The sequence below is a fragment of the Zeaxanthinibacter enoshimensis genome (assembly GCF_004362865.1).
GTDB classification, from domain to species: domain Bacteria; phylum Bacteroidota; class Bacteroidia; order Flavobacteriales; family Flavobacteriaceae; genus Zeaxanthinibacter; species Zeaxanthinibacter enoshimensis.
Map to the genome: position 1 here is coordinate 1,429,063 of NZ_SNYI01000001.1, position 19,042 is coordinate 1,448,104.

General features: G+C 47.1%; 13 protein-coding genes. 6 read left to right on the forward strand and 7 right to left on the reverse strand.

Annotation, left to right across the window (positions count from 1 at the left end; genetic code table 11):
* Positions 1 to 31: 31 nt before the first annotated feature.
* Positions 32 to 532 (forward strand): hypothetical protein, encoded by a 501-nt coding sequence (locus CLV82_RS06180; protein WP_133643404.1) that lies wholly within the window; start codon positions 32 to 34, stop codon positions 530 to 532.
* 68 nt (positions 533 to 600) lie between these two features.
* On the opposite strand, the gene CLV82_RS06185 is transcribed toward CLV82_RS06180, so the two are convergent.
* From CLV82_RS06185 to lysS, 3 genes are all read right to left on the reverse strand, one after another.
* Positions 601 to 2,031: an SLC13 family permease gene (locus tag CLV82_RS06185; RefSeq protein ID WP_133643405.1), complete on the reverse strand. Its 1,431-nt coding sequence runs from the start codon at positions 2,029 to 2,031 to the stop codon at positions 601 to 603.
* Positions 2,032 to 2,089: 58 nt separating this feature from the next.
* The gene (locus CLV82_RS06190) at positions 2,090 to 3,493 is read right to left on the reverse strand and encodes a PKD domain-containing protein (RefSeq protein WP_133643406.1); all 1,404 of its coding nucleotides are present in this window, start codon (positions 3,491 to 3,493) and stop codon (positions 2,090 to 2,092) included.
* A gap of 107 nt (positions 3,494 to 3,600) precedes the next feature.
* The gene (gene lysS / locus CLV82_RS06195; protein ID WP_133643407.1) at positions 3,601 to 5,289 is read right to left on the reverse strand and encodes a lysine--tRNA ligase; all 1,689 of its coding nucleotides are present in this window, start codon (positions 5,287 to 5,289) and stop codon (positions 3,601 to 3,603) included.
* Positions 5,290 to 5,462: 173 nt separating this feature from the next.
* Here lysS and CLV82_RS06200 point away from each other — a divergent pair, with 173 nt between their 5' ends.
* Both CLV82_RS06200 and lipB read left to right on the forward strand, forming a co-directional pair.
* Positions 5,463 to 5,621, forward strand: a complete 159-nt coding sequence (locus tag CLV82_RS06200; RefSeq protein ID WP_133643408.1) for a YqaE/Pmp3 family membrane protein — start codon at positions 5,463 to 5,465, stop codon at positions 5,619 to 5,621.
* Between the two features lie 33 nt (positions 5,622 to 5,654).
* Positions 5,655 to 6,371, forward strand: a complete 717-nt coding sequence (gene lipB / locus CLV82_RS06205; RefSeq protein ID WP_133643409.1) for a lipoyl(octanoyl) transferase LipB — start codon at positions 5,655 to 5,657, stop codon at positions 6,369 to 6,371.
* Positions 6,372 to 6,375: 4 nt separating this feature from the next.
* On the opposite strand, the gene CLV82_RS06210 is transcribed toward lipB, so the two are convergent.
* From CLV82_RS06210 to CLV82_RS06225, 4 genes are all read right to left on the reverse strand, one after another.
* Positions 6,376 to 7,065, reverse strand: coding sequence for a TapB family protein (locus CLV82_RS06210; protein WP_133643410.1), 690 nt, complete (start codon positions 7,063 to 7,065; stop codon positions 6,376 to 6,378).
* Positions 7,066 to 7,076: 11 nt separating this feature from the next.
* Positions 7,077 to 8,399 (reverse strand): OmpA family protein, encoded by a 1,323-nt coding sequence (locus tag CLV82_RS06215; RefSeq protein ID WP_133643411.1) that lies wholly within the window; start codon positions 8,397 to 8,399, stop codon positions 7,077 to 7,079.
* Between the two features lie 104 nt (positions 8,400 to 8,503).
* Complete coding sequence (locus CLV82_RS06220; RefSeq protein ID WP_133643412.1) at positions 8,504 to 10,966, reverse strand: ribonuclease HII; 2,463 nt, start codon at positions 10,964 to 10,966, stop codon at positions 8,504 to 8,506.
* 30 nt (positions 10,967 to 10,996) lie between these two features.
* Positions 10,997 to 11,593: a ribonuclease HII gene (locus tag CLV82_RS06225; RefSeq protein WP_133643413.1), complete on the reverse strand. Its 597-nt coding sequence runs from the start codon at positions 11,591 to 11,593 to the stop codon at positions 10,997 to 10,999.
* Positions 11,594 to 11,774: 181 nt separating this feature from the next.
* Here CLV82_RS06225 and CLV82_RS06230 point away from each other — a divergent pair, with 181 nt between their 5' ends.
* The 3 genes from CLV82_RS06230 (at position 11,775) to CLV82_RS06240 (ending at position 18,119) form a co-directional block, all read left to right on the forward strand.
* Positions 11,775 to 14,585 carry a TonB-dependent receptor domain-containing protein gene (locus CLV82_RS06230; RefSeq protein WP_133643414.1) on the forward strand — a complete coding sequence of 937 codons (2,811 nt, stop codon included), beginning with the start codon at positions 11,775 to 11,777 and terminating at the stop codon, positions 14,583 to 14,585.
* Between the two features lie 13 nt (positions 14,586 to 14,598).
* Positions 14,599 to 16,026, forward strand: a complete 1,428-nt coding sequence (locus CLV82_RS06235; protein ID WP_133643415.1) for a hypothetical protein — start codon at positions 14,599 to 14,601, stop codon at positions 16,024 to 16,026.
* 104 nt (positions 16,027 to 16,130) lie between these two features.
* A complete protein-coding gene (locus tag CLV82_RS06240) occupies positions 16,131 to 18,119 on the forward strand; it encodes a putative porin (protein WP_133643416.1) in 1,989 nt (662 codons plus the stop codon).
* Positions 18,120 to 19,042: the final 923 nt, after the last annotated feature.

The following is a 19,042-nucleotide window of genomic DNA, read 5'->3' on the forward strand; positions in this document are numbered from 1 at the left end:
TAAAAACCATTCATCATTAAACAATCAAAAAATGAACCTCATCCTATTATTCAGTGGCCTTTTACTGCTGGGCAGTGATACCACACCGCATCACCCGATCAATCACACATCAGAAACTGATGATCTTGTCGAAACAACCTCTTTCCTTATTACAAACCAGGCCCTCGTGGATAACGGGAGGGACAACGAGAACCCATGGGGGCTGGAAAGGGGACTTTCTGTAGCAGAATTCCTTGAGCCGGATCTGAGCGAGATCAATTTTATTGAAGAAGAAAACGAAATTGACCTGGGTTTTGATACCAGGGAATACCTTCCCGAAAACTTTGACCCCTACAGTGCCCCTGTAGATCCTATGAGTGTATCTTATATAGAGGATGAAGAGTCAGACCTGGACCCGGAAATTGACACCAGCCTGTTCCTGCCAACAGGTTTCGATCCTTACGCAGCCTACAACGAACCGATAAAGATCACTGTCAGGGGAATAAAATGCCTGTCAGGTGAAGCAGCGGAGAAAAAATTGTCTTCGCTCTGATTAAAATAACAACCCCAAATTGTTCTCAACTTGAATTAGCAAACCTCCCCCTGGGAGGTTTTTTTATATCAGAACATGATGGGGAGTACCCATTCAAACAGCATGATCAGTAAAACTACCGCGATCAGGTTGAGGATGATACCCACCCGGGCCATCTGGTGTACCTGTATATAACCGCTGGCAAATACGATAGCGTTCGGCGGGGTGGCCATAGGCAGCATAAAGGCACAGCTACTGGCTATAGTTACGGGTATCAACAGGTGTAACATAGGGATATTCAGACCTATGGCAATACCTGCCACAACCGGGGCCAGTACGGCTACCAGGGCGACGTTGCTCATCAGCTCGGTCATAAAAAGCATCAGGAATATTAACATGGCCGCGGTCACCAGGATACTGACGTTGCTGGTGGCAATTGCGGCTGATACCATATCCACGATCCCGCTGACAGACATCCCGTTGGCCAGGGCAAGACCCCCGCCAAAGAGGATCAGGATTCCCCACGCCAGTTTTTCAGTATCCTGCCACCCCAGTATAAAATCTCCTTTTTTATAGTTGTAGGGAATGGCAAATAGCGAGATGGCACCCAGCATACTGATCAGGGTATCTGAAAGGTCGAGCCAGGGGAAGATTCCATTGATGACAGTCCGGAAGATCCACAGAAAGACCGTGACGCCAAAAATAGTCAGCACCATTTTCTCTCTCCCGCTGGTTCGGCCCAATTTTTCCAATTCCACCTGTATAACTTCCCGGGAAGCATCAAATTTCAGCTGCTTGTTCGGGAACATCCATTTAACCAGTACCAGGTAGCAAATGGTCAGTAGTACCAGGGAGAAGGGCAGCCCCAGGGTCATCCATTTCAGGAAGGATATCTCGATATTGTATTCGTTTTCCAGTAGCCCGATCAGGACCGAATTGGGCGGGGTGCCTATAACCGTGGCAATTCCGCCGGCATTTGCAGAAAAGGCGATCCCCAACATAACGCTCAAGGCAAAATTCTGGTCATCCTTGGTAAAACCGTCGGCATCATTGATCAGGAGTTTTATAACAGACAGGGCAATGGGCAACATGACCACCGTACTGGCAGTGTTACTGATCCACATACTCAGGGCTGCGGTTGCGATCATAAATCCGAGAACCACCCTGTTGGGTGTGGTGCCGGTGATCCTGATAATGTTTAAGGCAATACGTTTGTGCAGGTTCACTTTTTCCAGTGCCAGTGCCAGGACAAATCCCCCGAAGAATAAGAAAATGATAGGGCTGCCGTAATTAGCGCCGACTTCCCCGATCGGCATGATCTTGAGTAATGGAAAAAGGAAGAGGGGCAGTAAGGCAGTGACCGAGATGGAAACCGATTCCGTTATCCACCAGGTGATCATCCAGATCGCTACCGCGATTACCCTGTCCCCGGATTCAGAGACCAGGTCAAAAGGAAGCATGAGGATCAGGAAGAAAAGGGCAGGCCCCAACAGGAGACCTATTTTTTTGCTGAGGGCCATAACCAAAGTTTGGTCCTAAACTAGTTTTTTTCCCTTAGTTAATAAAATTAATATTGACCTAGCCCGGTTCCCATGCGATAACATTCAACTCCTGGTCCAGGGCGCCGTACAGCAACTTTTCACCCTCGGGAGTGGCATACTTAGCGATCATATACAATTTTTCATCCTTTGCTATGAAGGCCGGTACCTGTTTGCCCGGGTACTGCAAGGCGGATAGCTGCTCCCCCATGGCATTGAACTTTCGCAGGAAACGGTCGCTGGAGATCACGAAGGAATCCCTGAAACCAATCAGCCCTTGGTTATTAAGAGTGTTCTCATAGAAATGCGAGCGGATAATGGTGCCCGAATTGTCTGTAACCAGGAGTTCGCCCAGGCCGTAGAGTACGAAATTGCCATTGGGTAAATGCAGCATGTTGAAGGACCCGTTGAGGTCTGCTGTACTGTATATCCTCCCCGTAAGCATGGAATTATCAAAGATCTTGTAACTGATCATTTCTAAAGCTTCATCAAGGAAGATCAGGGTTGGTCTGTATTCGGTTATATAGGGCTTGTTGTCATTTTTAATAAAACTGCCTCCAAACGCAGCATACCCATTTTCTGTCTTGATCATACTTCCTATGTGCGAGTCGTGTTCCCCAACCTGGTGCAATACCTGTTTAAAAGAATCGCCCATGCCGTTTCTCATGTCTATGGCAGCCTTATTAGTGACTCCCTCCTTTATAGATCCGTAGAATAAAAGGTTCCCATTATCCTGCAGGTAGCCGTAACTTATCTGCTCTGCAGAATTCAGTTGGCCGGATACGTTCCATTCCCCATCAAAACTGACTTCCCTGGAACCATAGAAGCCGTTAAGGGTGCGGGAAAAGTGAAACCCACGAGCGCCGCCCGGGAGGAACCAGCTGAAAGCATTATTCCCGTCATAGGTCTGGTCACCCAGGTATTTGGCGCCTTCCATCATGCTGGCACCTAGGGAATGGTAGAAGAATTTCCGTCCTTCCAGGCCGCTTTCGTCCTTGAGCACCGTAATTGCGTATAGTTCCCCGCTGTGAGCATCCAGTCCAAGGTCTACCGGGTTAGCAGTATATCCCTGTGGTATCTCCGGGTAAATGAAATTCGGACCTATCACCTGTATGGTGATACTGAAAGTGTCTGATGTGTCACCCTCACCGGATACGGTAAGGCTTAATTCGTAAGTACCGGCTTCCTCGTAATAAATAGTGGGTTGATCATCGGAGCTGGTATTACCGTTGCCAAAATCATACAGGTAGGATTTAGCGCCCTCGGAACAGTTAGTGATCGTGAGGGAGGCGCCAGCCATGACACTGTTTTGTGAAACCTGGAAACAGGCGCGAACCACAGTATCCCCTGCGTCGAGGGTCTCGGGAAGCAGTTCCGGCTTATTGTCCATGCTGCAGGAAAACAACAGCAGAACCGTTGCCAGGAGCAATGAGTAGCGTTTCATAACAGTAGTAGATTTGGGATCTATTACTATAAAACGCTAAAGCCCATGATTATATTTCAGATTTTCGACAAGTGGTAAACATGAAACCCGGCAACTCCGGTAACTCCCTACTGCAGGCTGACCACCAGGGTATCCTCTTCCTTGGAAACCTTGGTGAGACCATGCTTATTAAGGCCTTTAAGTCCCTTGTCCCATGCCTTATTGCTAAGTCCGGCTTTTTCCTTTAAAGCGTCCAGGGCCATTCTGCCCTCGGGTTTAAGGATATCCAGGATAGCTTTTTCATTGTCACTGAGCTCTACAGGCTTTTTCTCAGGGCGCATTTGCGGGAAGAACAACACTTCCTGAATGGAAGCATTATTGGTCAGCAACATCACAAGTCGGTCGATCCCGATCCCGATCCCGGAAGTAGGAGGCATCCCGTATTCCAGGGCACGCAGGAAGTCCTGGTCTATGAACATTGCTTCATCATCTCCTTTTTCTGACAGCTTTAACTGCTCCTCGAACCGCTTACGCTGGTCTATAGGATCATTCAGCTCGGAATAAGCGTTGGCCAGCTCCTTTCCGTTAACCATCAGTTCAAAGCGCTCGGTTAGGGCAGGATTATCCCGGTGTTCCTTGGTGAGCGGACTCATCTCTTTAGGGTAATCGGTAATAAAGGTGGGCTGGATGTAATGTTTTTCGCAGTGTTCCCCGAAGATCTCGTCAATAAGCTTCCCGATCCCCATGCTGTCATCTACTTCCACACCCAGTTTTTCAGCGACCTCGCGGAGAGCCACCTCGTCCAACCCGGCCACATCGTACCCGGTGTGTTGCTTGATGGCTTCCAGGATAGGAACCCTAGGATAAGGCGCTTTAAATTCGATCTCTTTATCACCCACGGTGATCCTGGTACCTCCAGTGGCATCGGTGGCGACTTTCTCCAGCAGTTGTTCCGTGGTTTCCATCATCCACAGGTAATCCTTATAGGCTACATACAGTTCCATTACCGTGAATTCGGGGTTATGGGTCCTGTCCATCCCTTCATTCCGGAAATCCTTGGAGAATTCATAGACTCCGTCAAAACCACCGACGATCAGCCTCTTCAGGTATAATTCGTTGGCGATCCTCAGGTATAATGGGATGTTCAGCGCATTGTGGTGTGTCAGGAAAGGCCTGGCCGCTGCACCCCCCGGGATAGGCTGTAGAATCGGAGTTTCTACCTCCAGGTAGCCTCGTTGGTTAAAGAAGTCGCGTATACTGTTGGTGATCTTCGTCCTCTTGATAAAAGTATCCTTCACGGAAGGGTTGACCGCCAGGTCTACATACCGCTGGCGATAGCGTTGTTCCGGGTCGTTGAACTTATCGTACACATTGCCCTCTGCATCTTTCTTTGGCAGGGGAAGGGGTCGCAGGGCCTTGCTCAGCAAAGTAAAATCTTTGACAAGAATAGTTTTTTCACCGACCTGGGTGGTGAATAATTCTCCTTCCACCCCGATGATATCACCGATATCGAGTAGTTTCTTGTAAATGTCGTTGTACTTGCTCTTGTCCTCCCCGGTACAGATCTCGTCCCGGTTAAAATATACCTGTATCCGGCCCGTACTATCCTGCAGTTCGGCAAAGGAAGCTTTTCCCTGTATCCGCCTGGACATCAACCTGCCCGCGACGGTTACATGTTTCCCTTCTTCGTACTGCTTCCGGATGCTTTCAGACGTATGGTCTACCGGGTATAAGGCTGCAGGGTATGGGTTGATCCCGGCCTCCCTTAATTTGGATAATTTTTCCCTCCTGATTACTTCTTGTTCGGACAATTGCATAAACGCGAATTAAGTGTGCAAATATAGGGACTTAGCCCAAATCTTTCAACGCTACAGTTGTAATGTTTATGCCATAGACAGAAAGATTTGATCCCCGGTGTAACAAATGCCGGGTTTGTTCGTCAAATAGCTGTCATCAATCAATCTCTCCACGGAGAATTAAATCACTACTTATGAGTTTCTGGCGCGTACTGCTCGCTATCCTTTTTCCACCGCTATCCGTAATAGGCCGGGGGTGTGGATCTATCCTTATCGTTTTTCTGCTTACGCTTTGTGGCTGGGTACCCGGGGTGATCGCTGCCTTGGTCATCCTCAATAATCCCAACGGATAATTGTACCTTTGCGCCAGCTGAAGAAAAGCCGGTATGAACAAGCGTATTACAGTTGAAGAGTTAGGCCAAAAAGATTATAAAGAGACCTGGGACTACCAGGAGCTGCTGTTTAAAAAGATCGTTGATCTTAAAATTTCAAACAGGCGGAATAATACAACCCACCCCACCCCTAACTATTTTCTTCTCGTAGAACATCCTCACGTCTTTACGCTGGGGAAAAGCGGGGATATGTCTAACCTCCTGGTCGATGAAGAGCAACTGCAACAGCATAATGCCAAATTCTACAAGATCAACCGCGGGGGAGATATCACGTATCATGGCCCGGGGCAGATCGTTGGCTATCCTATCCTCGACCTCGACAATTTTTTTACCGACATCCATAAGTACCTGCGTTACCTGGAAGAAATGGTGATCAGGACCCTTGCAGAATACGGTTTAAAGGCCACTCGGTCAGAGGGAGAAACCGGGGTCTGGCTGGATGTAGGCACTCCCTTTGCCCGGAAGATCTGTGCCATGGGGGTAAGGGCCAGCAGGTGGGTCACCATGCACGGCTTCGCCCTGAACGTGAATGCCAACCTGGGATATTTTGACCTGATGATTCCCTGCGGGATCAAGGATAAAGCCGTCACTTCGCTGAACGCAGAACTCGGTCGGGCCGAAGTGCCGCTGGAGGAAGTCAAAGAAAAACTACTCTTCCATTTCAAGGCGCTGTTCGAGGCAGAATTAGTCCAGGATCAGCCTGCAACCTGAATTTTTAATTGGAATATGCGGTTAACTCCATCTTCCCGATAGTATTTCCTTTCTTATTGTAACTTTCCTGTTTGATCATGCCAACCCCTTCGGCAAACCAGGTCCGCGAGGGGAATGTCTGGTTGGCCATCATCATTTTGGTCTTGGTCTCACTGTAGATCACGAAACAATCAAAGGTACCTGCAGGGGTGGTAACGGTTTCTTTCTTCTCCACCTTCCGGTTGATGGTCTGCACGTTCATATTCATATTCATGGCACCCATATTCATTTTCATGTTCAGGTCCGCGTCATCCAGGGATTGACCAACGCTGAGGTTATTCGGTAATTCAATATCAGTACCGCTGAGTTCAACTTCCATCTCCTTGAATTGTTCCATCATCTGCTGGTTCATAAGAGATTTGAAGTCGATCTGCACTATGTCGTCCTTACAGCGTATCTCGTACTCGGACTGCATTACCTCTTCTCCATCCTGGTCCCTGAGAGACATCTGCATTAAGGCGGTGGTACCATCAGAAGTGTTTTCTGAACTGATGACCTCGTAGGTCACTGTGCCGTCCGGCTTATCTTTTTTATCGTAATTGGTGTATTCCAGTCGGGAACCTTCCTGCAGAGGGTAGTATTTGCTGCAATCCTGTGAATAGCTGTGAACACTGGTCACTGCCAGGGCAATAAGCATTAAGAGTAAGTTTTTCATATTACATTATTTTATGATTGTTTTTTAAATTCAACTCGCCTGTTCTGTGCCTTCCCGTCCGGGGTATCATTAGAGGCGACCGGCTCCGATTCTCCTTTTCCTTCCGTGGCCAGGCGGGCTGGAGCTACACCGTAGACTTCCACGAGTATATCCCTGACGGCATCTGCACGTTGCTTGGATAAGGCCAGGTTAGCAGCGTCAGCCCCGTCAGAATCGGTATGCCCGATGATGAGCAGGTTCATGGTATTATCCTCCTGCAATACCTGTGAGACCTGCCGTATGATACCCATGGATTGTGGCTGTATTTCCGCAGAGCCCGAAACGAACATGATGCCATTTGTGGATACAGCACCCTCTGAAAGGAGTTTCCTCCTGAGGTCAACACCTCCCTCAGCTACTTTCAGATCCTTGATAAAAATACGTTCCTTGCCATCCTTGAAATTGATGACTTCGAATTTTAAGGTGCTCAGGTTCTGATCAACAGGGATCATCCTCGGAATGTCGATATATTTACTTTCATTGACCCACAGCCGGAACCTTTCCTTATTCACGGCAATAGAAATGTGGGGTTGGTTCATCACAGCCTTACGGATATCACCCTGGATGTTATTATTGATGTCCCCCCTGGAATTTCTTACATGAAATCCTACTGGATGGTACTGGCAGAAGGGGATGTCCGCAGCGGCATAGTTCCCGGATTTGAAGAGAGGATCGTCGGACAGCATCACTCGCATAATGGCCGTTGAAGATGTTTTCTGATCGAGACCTGTTGCCATGACGTCGAATTCTATAGTATATTCTTCAGGCAGTGCAGGAACATCGGGAATGTAATAGGTAGAATAGCCGGGGACCATGGCGAGCCATTTCCCGGTAGCATTGGATAAGGTGACAACCTCCCCGCTGCCGTTGGTGTTCCATTTGGAAGGGAAGTCCCCGATAAAATCTTTGGAAAAATCATCATAAAAGATCGGGGTATCCCCTGGGACGAAGTCGAATTTGCTGTAGATCTCGATGGCCCCCGAATTTTCTGGATTATTCATTCCCGGGTTTTCATTTCCCGTTCCTGTTTGCCGGGGAGGGGGTGGGTCGTTACCCGCTACGGGCACATTTTCCTTGGAAGGTGCGTTACGGCCTGAGCCGGGTTCAAGGATACTGTCTAGTGCAGCATCGGTTTTCTTTTCTGTTTCGCGTTCTACACGCCTTTCAACAGTTCGTTCGGCAGCTCGTTCTGCTTTCTTGCCTAATTTTTTAAGCAACTGGGCTTCCAGCCGGGGGATACATAGAAACACCATCAGCAGAAGCGCCATCATAGGTAAGCGGCTTCTGGCATTCATGGCATTAATTTTTAAGTCTATTAAAGATACTTAAAAAGTCCTGTTTATTTTAAGTTATTGTTTGTTTTGCATTCCTGCAATTATATCCTGATGGCTTACCGTTATCAACCCTGGCTGAATATGGTGACATCCAGGTCTTCTTCAATAGTCACCAGGTCCGGTCTGCCATTGTTATCCCAGTCTGCCATATCCGGGACCGTGTTCCCGTAGACCGGGAAACCGGGAATGTAATTCCCCTGGTCATCCATCAGGAATACCTGCCTGGATTGCAGGTCGGCCAGGGCAATAAAGTTCTGTTTTCCAAATCGGAATATCCTCGGTTTGGTATAGACCCCGTAGTCTAGCGGAATCTCTTTTCCACCTATCTGGATGAGGTTTTCATTGGTATAAGTAAGGATATTTTCCCGTGCAGCCCAACCGTGATCGGCAGGAAGGTTCAGGTTTCTCTGGCTGATCTTCCCATTCCCATCGATGAGGACCAGGTTCCCGTTCTTTTCGGTCACCGCGAAATTATTCCTGTATACAAACACTTCGTTATCCGAGAAGTCGATTTTCCTCTTAACGGGTACCCTTGTTTTACCTACCCGGTTAAGGATCTTCAGCTGCCCGTTCTCCAGGAGAAAGACCAGGTAATCCTTCCCTGAGATCCGGAAATGCTTAGGTGCTTGCAGAACGGGACTTTCCGCCTTGGTATAGGTAAAACCTTTGACGATCTTCCCTTTGGAATTATACATTTTCACAGTCTCTCCCTGCGTGACCACGAACCTGTAATTCCGGTTGCGGTTATAGTCAAATACCGCCAGTGGGTTCAGGTTGCCACCCGGGTACGAAAAGGTGAAGGGGGCAACTTCTTTACCATTCCTGTCCAGGATGATGAACTGGTGGTCAGTGGTAAAGGCCAGCTGTAGTCGGCCGTTCTTATAAAGGTCTACCTGGTGGATCTCTCCCTGTATGGGCCCATCGAGCTGTTTGGTCCAGAGGATCCCTTTGTTCGGATCGATGAGGTACAGGCGAAAAGCTTCATCCTGGATCACGACCTCTTTCTTCCCGCTGCGATGGTTGGTCACAAATTGAGGGGCGGTCAGTGCTTTGGACTGCAGGCTGTATTTTGTTTTTTTCCATGTATTGTCTGCCACGCCAACACCCTGTTCCTGTTGCGCAAGCAGGGTGGTGTGGAAGAAATTGTTTTCTGCGATCACCTGCATCGCGAAAATATAATCTTCCTTTCCTGTATTTAGTGATAACATAGGCGACGGAATCCTGAAGCCATCTTCAGAAAGAATTTCTAAGCCTTGCTGTGAAGCTATCAGCAGGATGTTGCTTTCATCGGCAAGAGAAGTTCGTACCGTTTGGTAGCCGGGGCTATTCCTGTAGGTGGCCTTGCGGGTAAAAGAGGCTATGATATCCTGGATAGTACTGCGATCCCTGGCAAAAACGAAGGTATTCTCTAAAACAGTGTAAAAACCGGGTTTGAAATTTTCGAGCAGCGGACTAAAAGCTTCGGTCAGTATATCGTTTTCCTGCAGTGCAAAGATCTCGCTGCCCATACTGTTTTCCGCTGTGCCGCCTATTGTTCCCAACAGCTCGTTCAGATCCTGGGGGCCGTAGGTGTGGAGCATCACAGCTTTGGATCCTTCCATATATACGATCCCCAATTCTTCCACGGTTTCGAACACCGATTTATCAGCAGCGGTCGAATCCTGAACAACAACAAGGTTTTTATCAAACACCTTTATATTCCGGAATATATAGCTGACCATGGCGAGGCTGTTTTCAGGAGCGATATCAGGGGTCCTGGTGGCCAGGGTGCCTGTATTCCGAAAAAGAGGGACCAGGGTATTGGTCGAATCGGGCATGATCCCCACCCCGTTGAGCCGCAGGCCATGACTGGTGATCTCGGCATCCAGGGCTATCCAGTCTGAGAAGTAAGCTAAGTCTGCCCCCTGGGCTTTAAAAGAGGTATTTTGAAATAATGAGATTTCGGGGTCCAGGTTCAGGAAAATATTCGCACTCTTTCCGGGATTGGCGGTTTCATACAGGGTGCGAAGTGTTTCTGAGACTCCGGGACCTTCGGTTTCAACATTTTGCTTTAATAGAGCGATCGAATTACTCATTTTAAAGGTTCCCCGGTCTTGTGTGGTGAAGAAAAGAAGGTCCTCTGCTTCGTATTTCTTAAAGGTGTGACTGCCGGAGGTGATCGTTTCTATACTTTTATTTTTTACAGAGGACAGGTCTATACTGTCCGGGGCCTGGCGGGCCATATACAGGTAAGCGAGGGAGTCCCGGCCTGTAATAGTCAGTGCCAGCAGTTGTTCCCCATGTATCTCTAAGAATGAGAGGCCCCTGAGCAATACCTCGATTTTTTGAGGGATACCGTCCCCGAGCCCCAGTTGGATCAGTTTATTGGATTTTAGTTCGGACTGCAGTTGCTGCGGGTTGTTGATCTTTACAAGCGCAGAGGTTCCGGGAGGCAGTTGTGCGATCAGCTCTGTAACGGGCCTTTGATCTTCCCTGCATCCGAGGGTTATGGTTAAAGTAAGAAACAGGAGTATTCTCAGTGACTTCAAGGGTTGGGAGTTTGTGGTAAAAATACAATTTTAGAGTTCAAGTTTAAGCTGTTTCGGCAGTAACTGGAAGCTCTTCCGGTGATAGGGACTGACCCCGTATTTTTTGATAGCCTCCCGGTGTTCGGCGGTGGGATAGCCTTTATTCTTTTTCCAGTTATACATCGGGTACTCCTCGTGAATCTTCTCCATATAGGCATCGCGATAGGTCTTGGCCAGCACAGAGGCGGCAGCAATACTGAGATACTTCCCGTCTCCTTTTATGACACATTCATAGGGAACTGCGCCGTAAGGTTTGAAGCGGTTCCCGTCGACGAGAATTTTTTCGGGATTTTGTTTAAGGTCAGAAAGGGCGTGGTGCATGGCTTCGATAGAAGCGTTCAGAATGTTTATCTCGTCTATGGTTTCCGGGTGCAGGTGGGCAACGCTGTAGCAAATGGCGTGCTGTTCGATCAGGGGACGGATCATATTCCTGAGCCCGACGCTTAGTTTTTTGGAGTCGTTAAGCTGTTCATATTCAGTGTGCCCGTCCAGGATCACAGCAGCAGCGGTAACAGGCCCGGCAAGGCAGCCGCGGCCGGCCTCATCGGTTCCCGCAATAATTAAAGAAGGGTTAAATCGTATCAGCATAGGCCGGCAAAATATGAAGAAAAGGTTAATTCTGTTAATGTTTAACGCCCCTGTTTGGAAATGTTGGAAATGCGGTAATGTTCCACGAAATGTGTTAAAAAACCAGCATTATTTATGAATCCTTGCAAATTATATAAAAGAGTGAGATATTCGCCGACTGATAATCCAAAAACCTAATTAAATGAGATTAAAACTATGTAGTATATTAACACTGTTCGCGGTGTTATGTACGGGCCTGTCTTTCGGGCAGGAGAAGACCATTACTGGTACCGTGGTTGACCAGTACGGGATGCCGCTCCCAGGAGTGAACATCCTTGTAGAAAATACCACTACAGGTACTCAGACCGACTTTGATGGAAAATACTCTATCCAGGCCAGTCAGGGATCTACTCTTATTTTTACTTACATCGGACAGCAAACCGTCCGTAAACAAGTAGGAGCCTCGAACACCATCGATGTTAGCATGAAAGAAGATGCAGAAGCATTGGAGGAAGTGATCGTTACCGGGCAGGGTTCCGGTATCCAGAAAAGGAAGCTTTCTACTACTGTTGATGTTCTTAAAGAAGAGGACATTGATAAACTGCCAGCTAACCAGATAGACCAGTTATTACAGTCTACTACTCCTAGTGCACAGATCCGTCTGAGCTCAGGACAGCCTGGAACTGCTTCTATTATCCGTACAAGGGGACCAATATCTGCAGCCTCTTCTGCAACTCCGGTGATCATCGTTGATGGTGTCCGTGTGGATAACCTGAACTCCAACCCAGCAAATGGTATTGGAACTGGTGGAGCAAACACTTCTGCTTTAGCGGATATTCCAACAGAATCTATTGAAAGAATAGAATATATCAAAGGTGGTGCTGCTACGACATTATACGGGGCGGACGCTGCAAATGGTGTGATCCAGATCATTACCAAGAAGGGTAAGGCTGGAAAAGCTACTGTTTTCTTCGAAAACAGGTTAGGTATTATCAAAGCTACAGACGACTTCCTGAAATATGAAAGAACTGGCGAAGCGATCTTCGAAACAGGTTTTTCACAGGAATACCGAATCGGGATCAATGGTGGTAATGAAAAATTCACCTATAACTTTGGTGGAAGTCTTTACGCTGATGACGGATTCAACGACCTGAACAAGCAGATCAAAAGAAGTTTTACTTTTGGACTGGGAGCACAGGTTACCGACCAATTAAAGTACCAGGGATCTTTCTCTTATGTTGGATTTGATTCTAACCTGGATTTTAACGCGAATACAAGTTTCTCTCGTTTTTCTGCTTTTGAAGGTGGAGGACGTGGAAACCTTGATGAGCTCAGCGATGCTGATTGGCAGGTAGAAAAAGACAGGGCTCAGCTTATCGGGGAGCTCGTAGATATCAGAAGGGTGAATAACCGTTTCACTGCTTCTAATAAATTTATCTATAGCTTTTCGGATAACCTGGAAGCTAACGCAACTGTAGGTGTTGACTATCGTACTTCTATCGATGAAGAGAATGATACCAATGCCTTGTTTATTGCTTTAGGGTCAAGACCAGAAGGTACAACTGACCAGGCAAGTTTTACTCGTTTCCTGAGGAATAACTTCACGGTTACTTCAGATTTAAACCTTACGCACAGGGCTTACACAGATAATTTCTCTTTTGTGACTATCCTTGGTGCACAGTTCTTCCGTACGGCTGACCGTCAGAACAGGTTAGACGGATCAGGTGGTGTGGATGGAACAACTTCTATCAACACTTTCCCAACTAAAACGGCAAGCGATTTTGTATTGGAGAACGCTAACTATGGTCTTTATTTCTTAGAGAACATTGGCTTCTACAATGTAGCTTTCCTTGAATTAGGAGGACGTCTGGATGCGAACACTTCTGCTGGTAAGGATACCGAGGCACTTTTCCTGCCTAAGATCGGTCTTACCTACAACGTTTCGGATCACGATTTCTACCGTGAAAGCGGAATCTACGATGTAGTTTCAAGCATTAAATTAAGAGCTAACTACGGTGAGGCTACAAACTTCGCCCAGCCTTTCTCACAGGACAGGACTTTTGCTCTTGAATCATTCTTGGGTGCTCCTGCCTTCCGTTTTGACCAGCCAGGTAACCCTGGCCTGATCTCGGAGACAGTAAAAACTTCTGAAGTTGGTGCTGAACTTGGATTTTTCAACAACAGGTTAAACTTCTCCGGTACTTACTATAAGGCTATTACCGAAGATGCATTATTTACCCCAACTCAGCCACCATCTTCAGGTCTGATTCCTCAGGTTCAGAACATCGGTGAGATTGAGAACTCTGGATGGGAATTTGCTTTAAGTTCCAGAATTATCGATACAGAGAAGCACCAGTTACAAGCTTCTGTTTCTTATAACACAAACGAGAACCTTGTTACTTCTACCGGTGGAGCTGCTCCATTCGTAGTAGGAGGATTTACAGTAATCGGTTCTTGGGTGGAAGAAGGACAGAGTCTGGGTTACCTGAGAGGTACTGCTGCTGTACTTCAGGATGACGGTTCTTATGCTTTTGAGCCTAACACGGCTCTTGGAAAAACCTTTGCTCCAAACTTTGGTTCTATGACCCTTAACTATACTTGGGGAGACTTTAACCTGTACGCTTCTGCGGACTACCAGTTTGGTGGAAAGATCGTAGACCTTAGCTTCTTGCTGCGCCACCTGCGTGGAGTAGATGATACAGGTATTCCTGAGGAGCTTATCGGAACTACTTCTCCATTCAACTATGTGAACTTCTTCACATTTGATAATGATTTCTTGAAAGTTAGGAACATCGGAGCTTCTTACAGGTTCGGAGATATGCTGAAGCCTTTCTCTAATGTAACCTTTGGAATTTCTGTTACCAACCCATTCAACTGGACTGCTGGATCATTTGACCCAGAGACCACAGGGTCTGGTATCGGGGCTCAGAACGGGTTCAGTTCAGGTGGATTCGCTTATGGTACAGAGTCTGTGCCAAGGGTTTTCATGAGTTCACTGAAATTTCAATTTTAATACGTAACGCAACATGAAAAAAATACAATTATATATAGGTGCAGTTCTGCTATCAGCGATAGTAGGTTGTACAGGAGATTTTAAAGAGGTGGTCGACTTCACAGAAGTAACCAACCCAACCCTCTCCGAGGAGTCGGTTGTCGGCCAGCCTAACTCTGCAGTGATCTGGGCTGCGGGTATCGAAAGAGAGATATCCCGAACTTTCAACGAGATCTTGATCTTGGCTGAATTAGGTTCAGATAACTACGAGAATACACAGACTTTCTTTAGCCAGTTCCTCGATGGATTGGATATCCGTACAACGGATCCGGACATCCGCGATACGCAGAACGAGATTGCTCGTGTAGCTAAAATGGCGCAGTTCGGATTAGAGACCGTAGGTCCTAACGATCCTAACTACAGCCCGGCTCAGGAAGCTGAGTTCCACTACTACCTTGGTCTTTCCAGGATGTTGTCGGCCATGTACTTTTCTGCATTGCCTCAGGAAACAGTAGGTGTGCCAGTTGTTTCAGCTGAGAACTACCAGTCGGCGATCCAATCTTTCCAGACTGCAGTTTCTATCAGTGCAAAGCCAGAGTACCATTTGGCAATTGCCCGATCTAACTACTATCTTGGAAATAAATCTGCTGCTGTTTCTGCTGCAAATGCTGCATTGGCTCTGAGCACTGATTTTACAAGGGAAGCTAAATTTGATGAAGCTGAAGGACCAAGTAATGCCATGGAAGATGCGCTTTATGAAAGAGCAACTTTCGATGATTTCCAGCCGTTACCTAGCCTGGACTTCCTGGATCCTAAGTATTCATTCCTGTCTCCTGAGCAAGATGCTTCTGTACACTACTTGAAAGCAGAAGAGGCATACCTGATCCTTGCAGAAGCTAACCTTTCTGATGGAAATGTTGCGGCTGCCCAGGCAAATCTTAATGACCTGCTTGACCTTGTTGCTACAAGAGAAGTGCGTGTTATTGATGACCGTGCAGAACAACGTAGTGAAGTTGATCCGGGAGGAAGGCCAGATAATTCTGGAGTAGTAGTAAACGGACGTTCAGGACTTGTTCTTGACAGGCAGGACGGAGTGGTTGCTGTACCTTCAATTTCCGGTACTTCTTTAACCACAGCTGAAATAGCTGCATTTGCCAATGATGATGAATCTCTTTCTAAGCTTTACAGAACTCGTCAGGAGATCTTTATTGCTGAGGGGATCCGATTTGTTGACATGGGCGTTAAGTTGGTGATCAACGAAAACGAAATTCTTCAGAACGAAAATGTGAATGAAGGTGATTTCGGAACTGTTGCAGTAATTCCATCTTTCATCGCGTCGATCATTCCTGATCTTGATGCATTCACTTATGATGCAGGAGCAGGAGTAGCTACTACGACTGTTGATCTTAACGATGTTCTTGTGGCTAACAAGACTTCAGAAGCTGTTGTTCCTTTCTACTAGGATACCAGTCTTTAATATATATGAAAACCCTCGCTTCGGCGGGGGTTTTTTGTTGGTACAGGTTCTGCCGGGTTTTACTAACTTTGATGCCGTAATTACCCGATATGAGATACCTGATCTTATTCCTGCTTGCTATACTATGTACTACGGTACATGCCCAGGAAGATTCGCTGCCACCAAGGCCGGTGGCGGATAGCCTGAGGACGCCTTCTGAAAGAATGCTTCCTAAGAAAAGGAGAGATACCTCAGTCACCCGGGAGATCAGTATAAAGGATTACAAGATCATCTCCTATGCACGGGATACCACTTACCTGGACACTACCCTGACCATTAATAAGGAATACAAATACAATTACCTGCGGCGTGATGATTTTGAGTTGATGCCATTTGCTAACGTGGGTCAGCCTTATAACGCACTGGGGCGCGATTTTATAGGGGTAGAACGGTACCCGGGAATGGGGGCAAGTACCAAGCACTTTAATTACATGGAAATAGATGATATCAATTATTACCATGTACCTACACCTATGACCGAGCTGTTCTTTAAGACGACCTTTGAGCAGGGGCAGTTGCTGGATGCCTTACTAACATTGAATACTTCTCCCCGTTTTAATGTGTCCATTGCTTATAAAGGTTTCCGTTCCCTGGGTAAATATCAACTGAACCAGGCAGAATCAGGAAACTTTAGGACTACAGCCAGTTATATCAGTAAGAATAGTCGCTATTGGTTAAGGGGGCACATTGCAGCCCAGGATATAGAAACGGAGGAGAATGGCGGATTGCTGAATGCGGAACTGCAGTTTGAATCCCAGGATCCGGAATTCACGGACCGTTCCAGGATAGATGTGGTGCTGACCGATGCCGATGGTAAACTTGTCGGGAAACGATATTTTCTTCAGCACCAGTATACCCTACTCGGGAAAGCATCCCCGCTGGATCCGCAGCGCACCACCACACTGGGCCTGCGTCACCAGTTTGCATACGAGACCAAGTACTACCAATTCCTGCAAACCAGCCAGAACGATTATTTCGGCGAGGTCTTCCTGGACCCCATTAACGATAAAACCTATTATAAAACCATGTTCAACAGGGTAGGAGCTGTTTTTACTAACCCGGTGCTGGGTAGCCTTGAGGGTTACACGGGAGTCTACAATTATAACTATTACTTTAATAACCTGCTGATTACTGAAGAGGGGCAGGTAGATAACCAGTTGAAGGGAGAAGAGATCAGCCTGGGGGCTGCCTATCAAAAGAATATCGGGGGGTTTGACCTGGATGCAGATTTTGCCTATACGGTCTCGGGAGAGTTGACCGATTACCAGTTCAGCGGGAAGGCAGGTTATAACTTCAATGAACAGACAGGTCTTAATGCTACACTGACGTCAAGTTCGCGCATGCCCGACCTGAATTACCTGTTGTATCAGTCCGACTACCAGAATTACAACTGGCAGAATACCGCTGTATTTGATACCCAGAAACTGAACAGTCTCCGGGTAGAGTTCAGCTCTTCCTGGTTTGGGCAGCTCAGTGGGGAGGTGACCAATATCGATAATTACACCTATTTTGCCTCAACAGCTACTGCAGAACAGATAGCAGAAGGGCAGGAGAATGCATTCGTTAAGCCATTCCAGGCCCCGGATGCGGTGAATTATTTAAAATTAGGGATCCGGAAAGAATTCCGCCTGGGCAAATGGGCCTTATATAATACGGTCATGTACCAGAATGTTTCCGGCGGCAGTGAATATCTCAATGTTCCGGAACTGGTCACGAGGAATTCCTTGTATTTCTCCAGTCATATCTTTAAGAAGGCCATGTACCTGCAGACCGGGGTCACCTTTAAGTATTTTACTCCTTATTATATGAATGCTTATAACCCGCTCCTGAGCGAGTTCTATATTCAGGACAGGGAGGAATTGGGTGGATACCCGCTGCTCGACTTCTTCATCAACGCCAAAGTCCGGCAGACCAGGATCTACTTAAAGGCCGAACATTTCAATTCATCCTTTGGTGAGAGCAACTTTTATTCTGCCCCGGCATACCCTTACAGGGATTTCGTGATCCGTTTCGGACTGGTCTGGAATTTCTTCTCTTAATTTAATTGTTCCTTGCAGTTTGATGTGATATGTCATCAAAGCGAAAATTGATTCATCCAGGTTGTCATTTTATTCATTCATCCACTGCAGGCATACTGCAACCTGTACGATTAATTTAGAACCGGGGAGGGGAGGGTGCTGTACCCGGGCTGGAGAGTTCGAGGTTCGAAGTTTGAAGTTCGAGGTTTGAGGCCTGCCTTCGGCCCGTCCGACCGGCAAGGGCGGGCAGGTAAATTTGAAGTTTGAGGCCTGCGTTCGGCAGGTAAATTTGAGGTTTGAAGTTTGAGAATGCAGGATTCACTAGGCGGTCCTCCGTAATTTATTCTCTTTTCCTTTTGTCATCGCATCACTGCATCACCGCATCACTGCATCACCGCATCACCCGCCCGTACCGGACGGTACGTTCGGGCGGGCCGCATCACCGCATCACCGTATCACTGTATCACCGCATCACTGCATCACCCGCCCGTACCGGACGGTACGTTCGGGCGGGCCGTATCACCGTATCACTGTATCCCCGCATCCCTGCATCACTGCATCACTGCATCACTGCATCACCGTATCACTGTATCACTGTATCACTATTATTGTTAAAATCAAAAAAAATTTTAGCGGTAAAACTCTGGTTAGCAGCGGGCTTTGAATTTGTGTTGTGGAAAGCCAGGGAAAGTTCTTCAAAAAGTGTTGCGTGATTAAAAAACGGTTGTATATTTGCAGCCGCTAAAGACAACAGCATAGTTGTTAAGCGAGGGCCTGAAAAGGCCGAGTTCTTTGAGATTTTACTGAAGCCGAAACATGAAAAATAAAATTTTCATAAAAAGTTTGGCAGAGAGAAAAACGGTTGTATATTTGCACCCGCTTTGAGAGACAGTAAGTGCTCTTAGACGAGAAGAAAAGTAAACAAGTTCATTGACATATTGGTA

What these genes read in the sequence shown, in the direction of transcription:
- CLV82_RS06240 (WP_133643416.1), top strand. Translation starts at nt 16,131, where the DNA reads ATGAGATACCTGATCTTATTCCTGCTTGCTATACTATGTACTACGGTA.
- CLV82_RS06215 (WP_133643411.1), bottom strand. Translation starts at nt 8,399, where the DNA reads ATGAATGCCAGAAGCCGCTTACCTATGATGGCGCTTCTGCTGATGGTG.
- CLV82_RS06200 (WP_133643408.1), top strand. Translation starts at nt 5,463, where the DNA reads ATGAGTTTCTGGCGCGTACTGCTCGCTATCCTTTTTCCACCGCTATCC.
- CLV82_RS06230 (WP_133643414.1), top strand. Translation starts at nt 11,775, where the DNA reads ATGAGATTAAAACTATGTAGTATATTAACACTGTTCGCGGTGTTATGT.
- CLV82_RS06180 (WP_133643404.1), top strand. Translation starts at nt 32, where the DNA reads ATGAACCTCATCCTATTATTCAGTGGCCTTTTACTGCTGGGCAGTGAT.
- CLV82_RS06190 (WP_133643406.1), bottom strand. Translation starts at nt 3,493, where the DNA reads ATGAAACGCTACTCATTGCTCCTGGCAACGGTTCTGCTGTTGTTTTCC.
- CLV82_RS06185 (WP_133643405.1), bottom strand. Translation starts at nt 2,031, where the DNA reads ATGGCCCTCAGCAAAAAAATAGGTCTCCTGTTGGGGCCTGCCCTTTTC.
- CLV82_RS06235 (WP_133643415.1), top strand. Translation starts at nt 14,599, where the DNA reads ATGAAAAAAATACAATTATATATAGGTGCAGTTCTGCTATCAGCGATA.
- CLV82_RS06225 (WP_133643413.1), bottom strand. Translation starts at nt 11,593, where the DNA reads ATGCTGATACGATTTAACCCTTCTTTAATTATTGCGGGAACCGATGAG.
- CLV82_RS06210 (WP_133643410.1), bottom strand. Translation starts at nt 7,065, where the DNA reads ATGAAAAACTTACTCTTAATGCTTATTGCCCTGGCAGTGACCAGTGTT.
- lysS (WP_133643407.1), bottom strand. Translation starts at nt 5,289, where the DNA reads ATGCAATTGTCCGAACAAGAAGTAATCAGGAGGGAAAAATTATCCAAA.
- lipB (WP_133643409.1), top strand. Translation starts at nt 5,655, where the DNA reads ATGAACAAGCGTATTACAGTTGAAGAGTTAGGCCAAAAAGATTATAAA.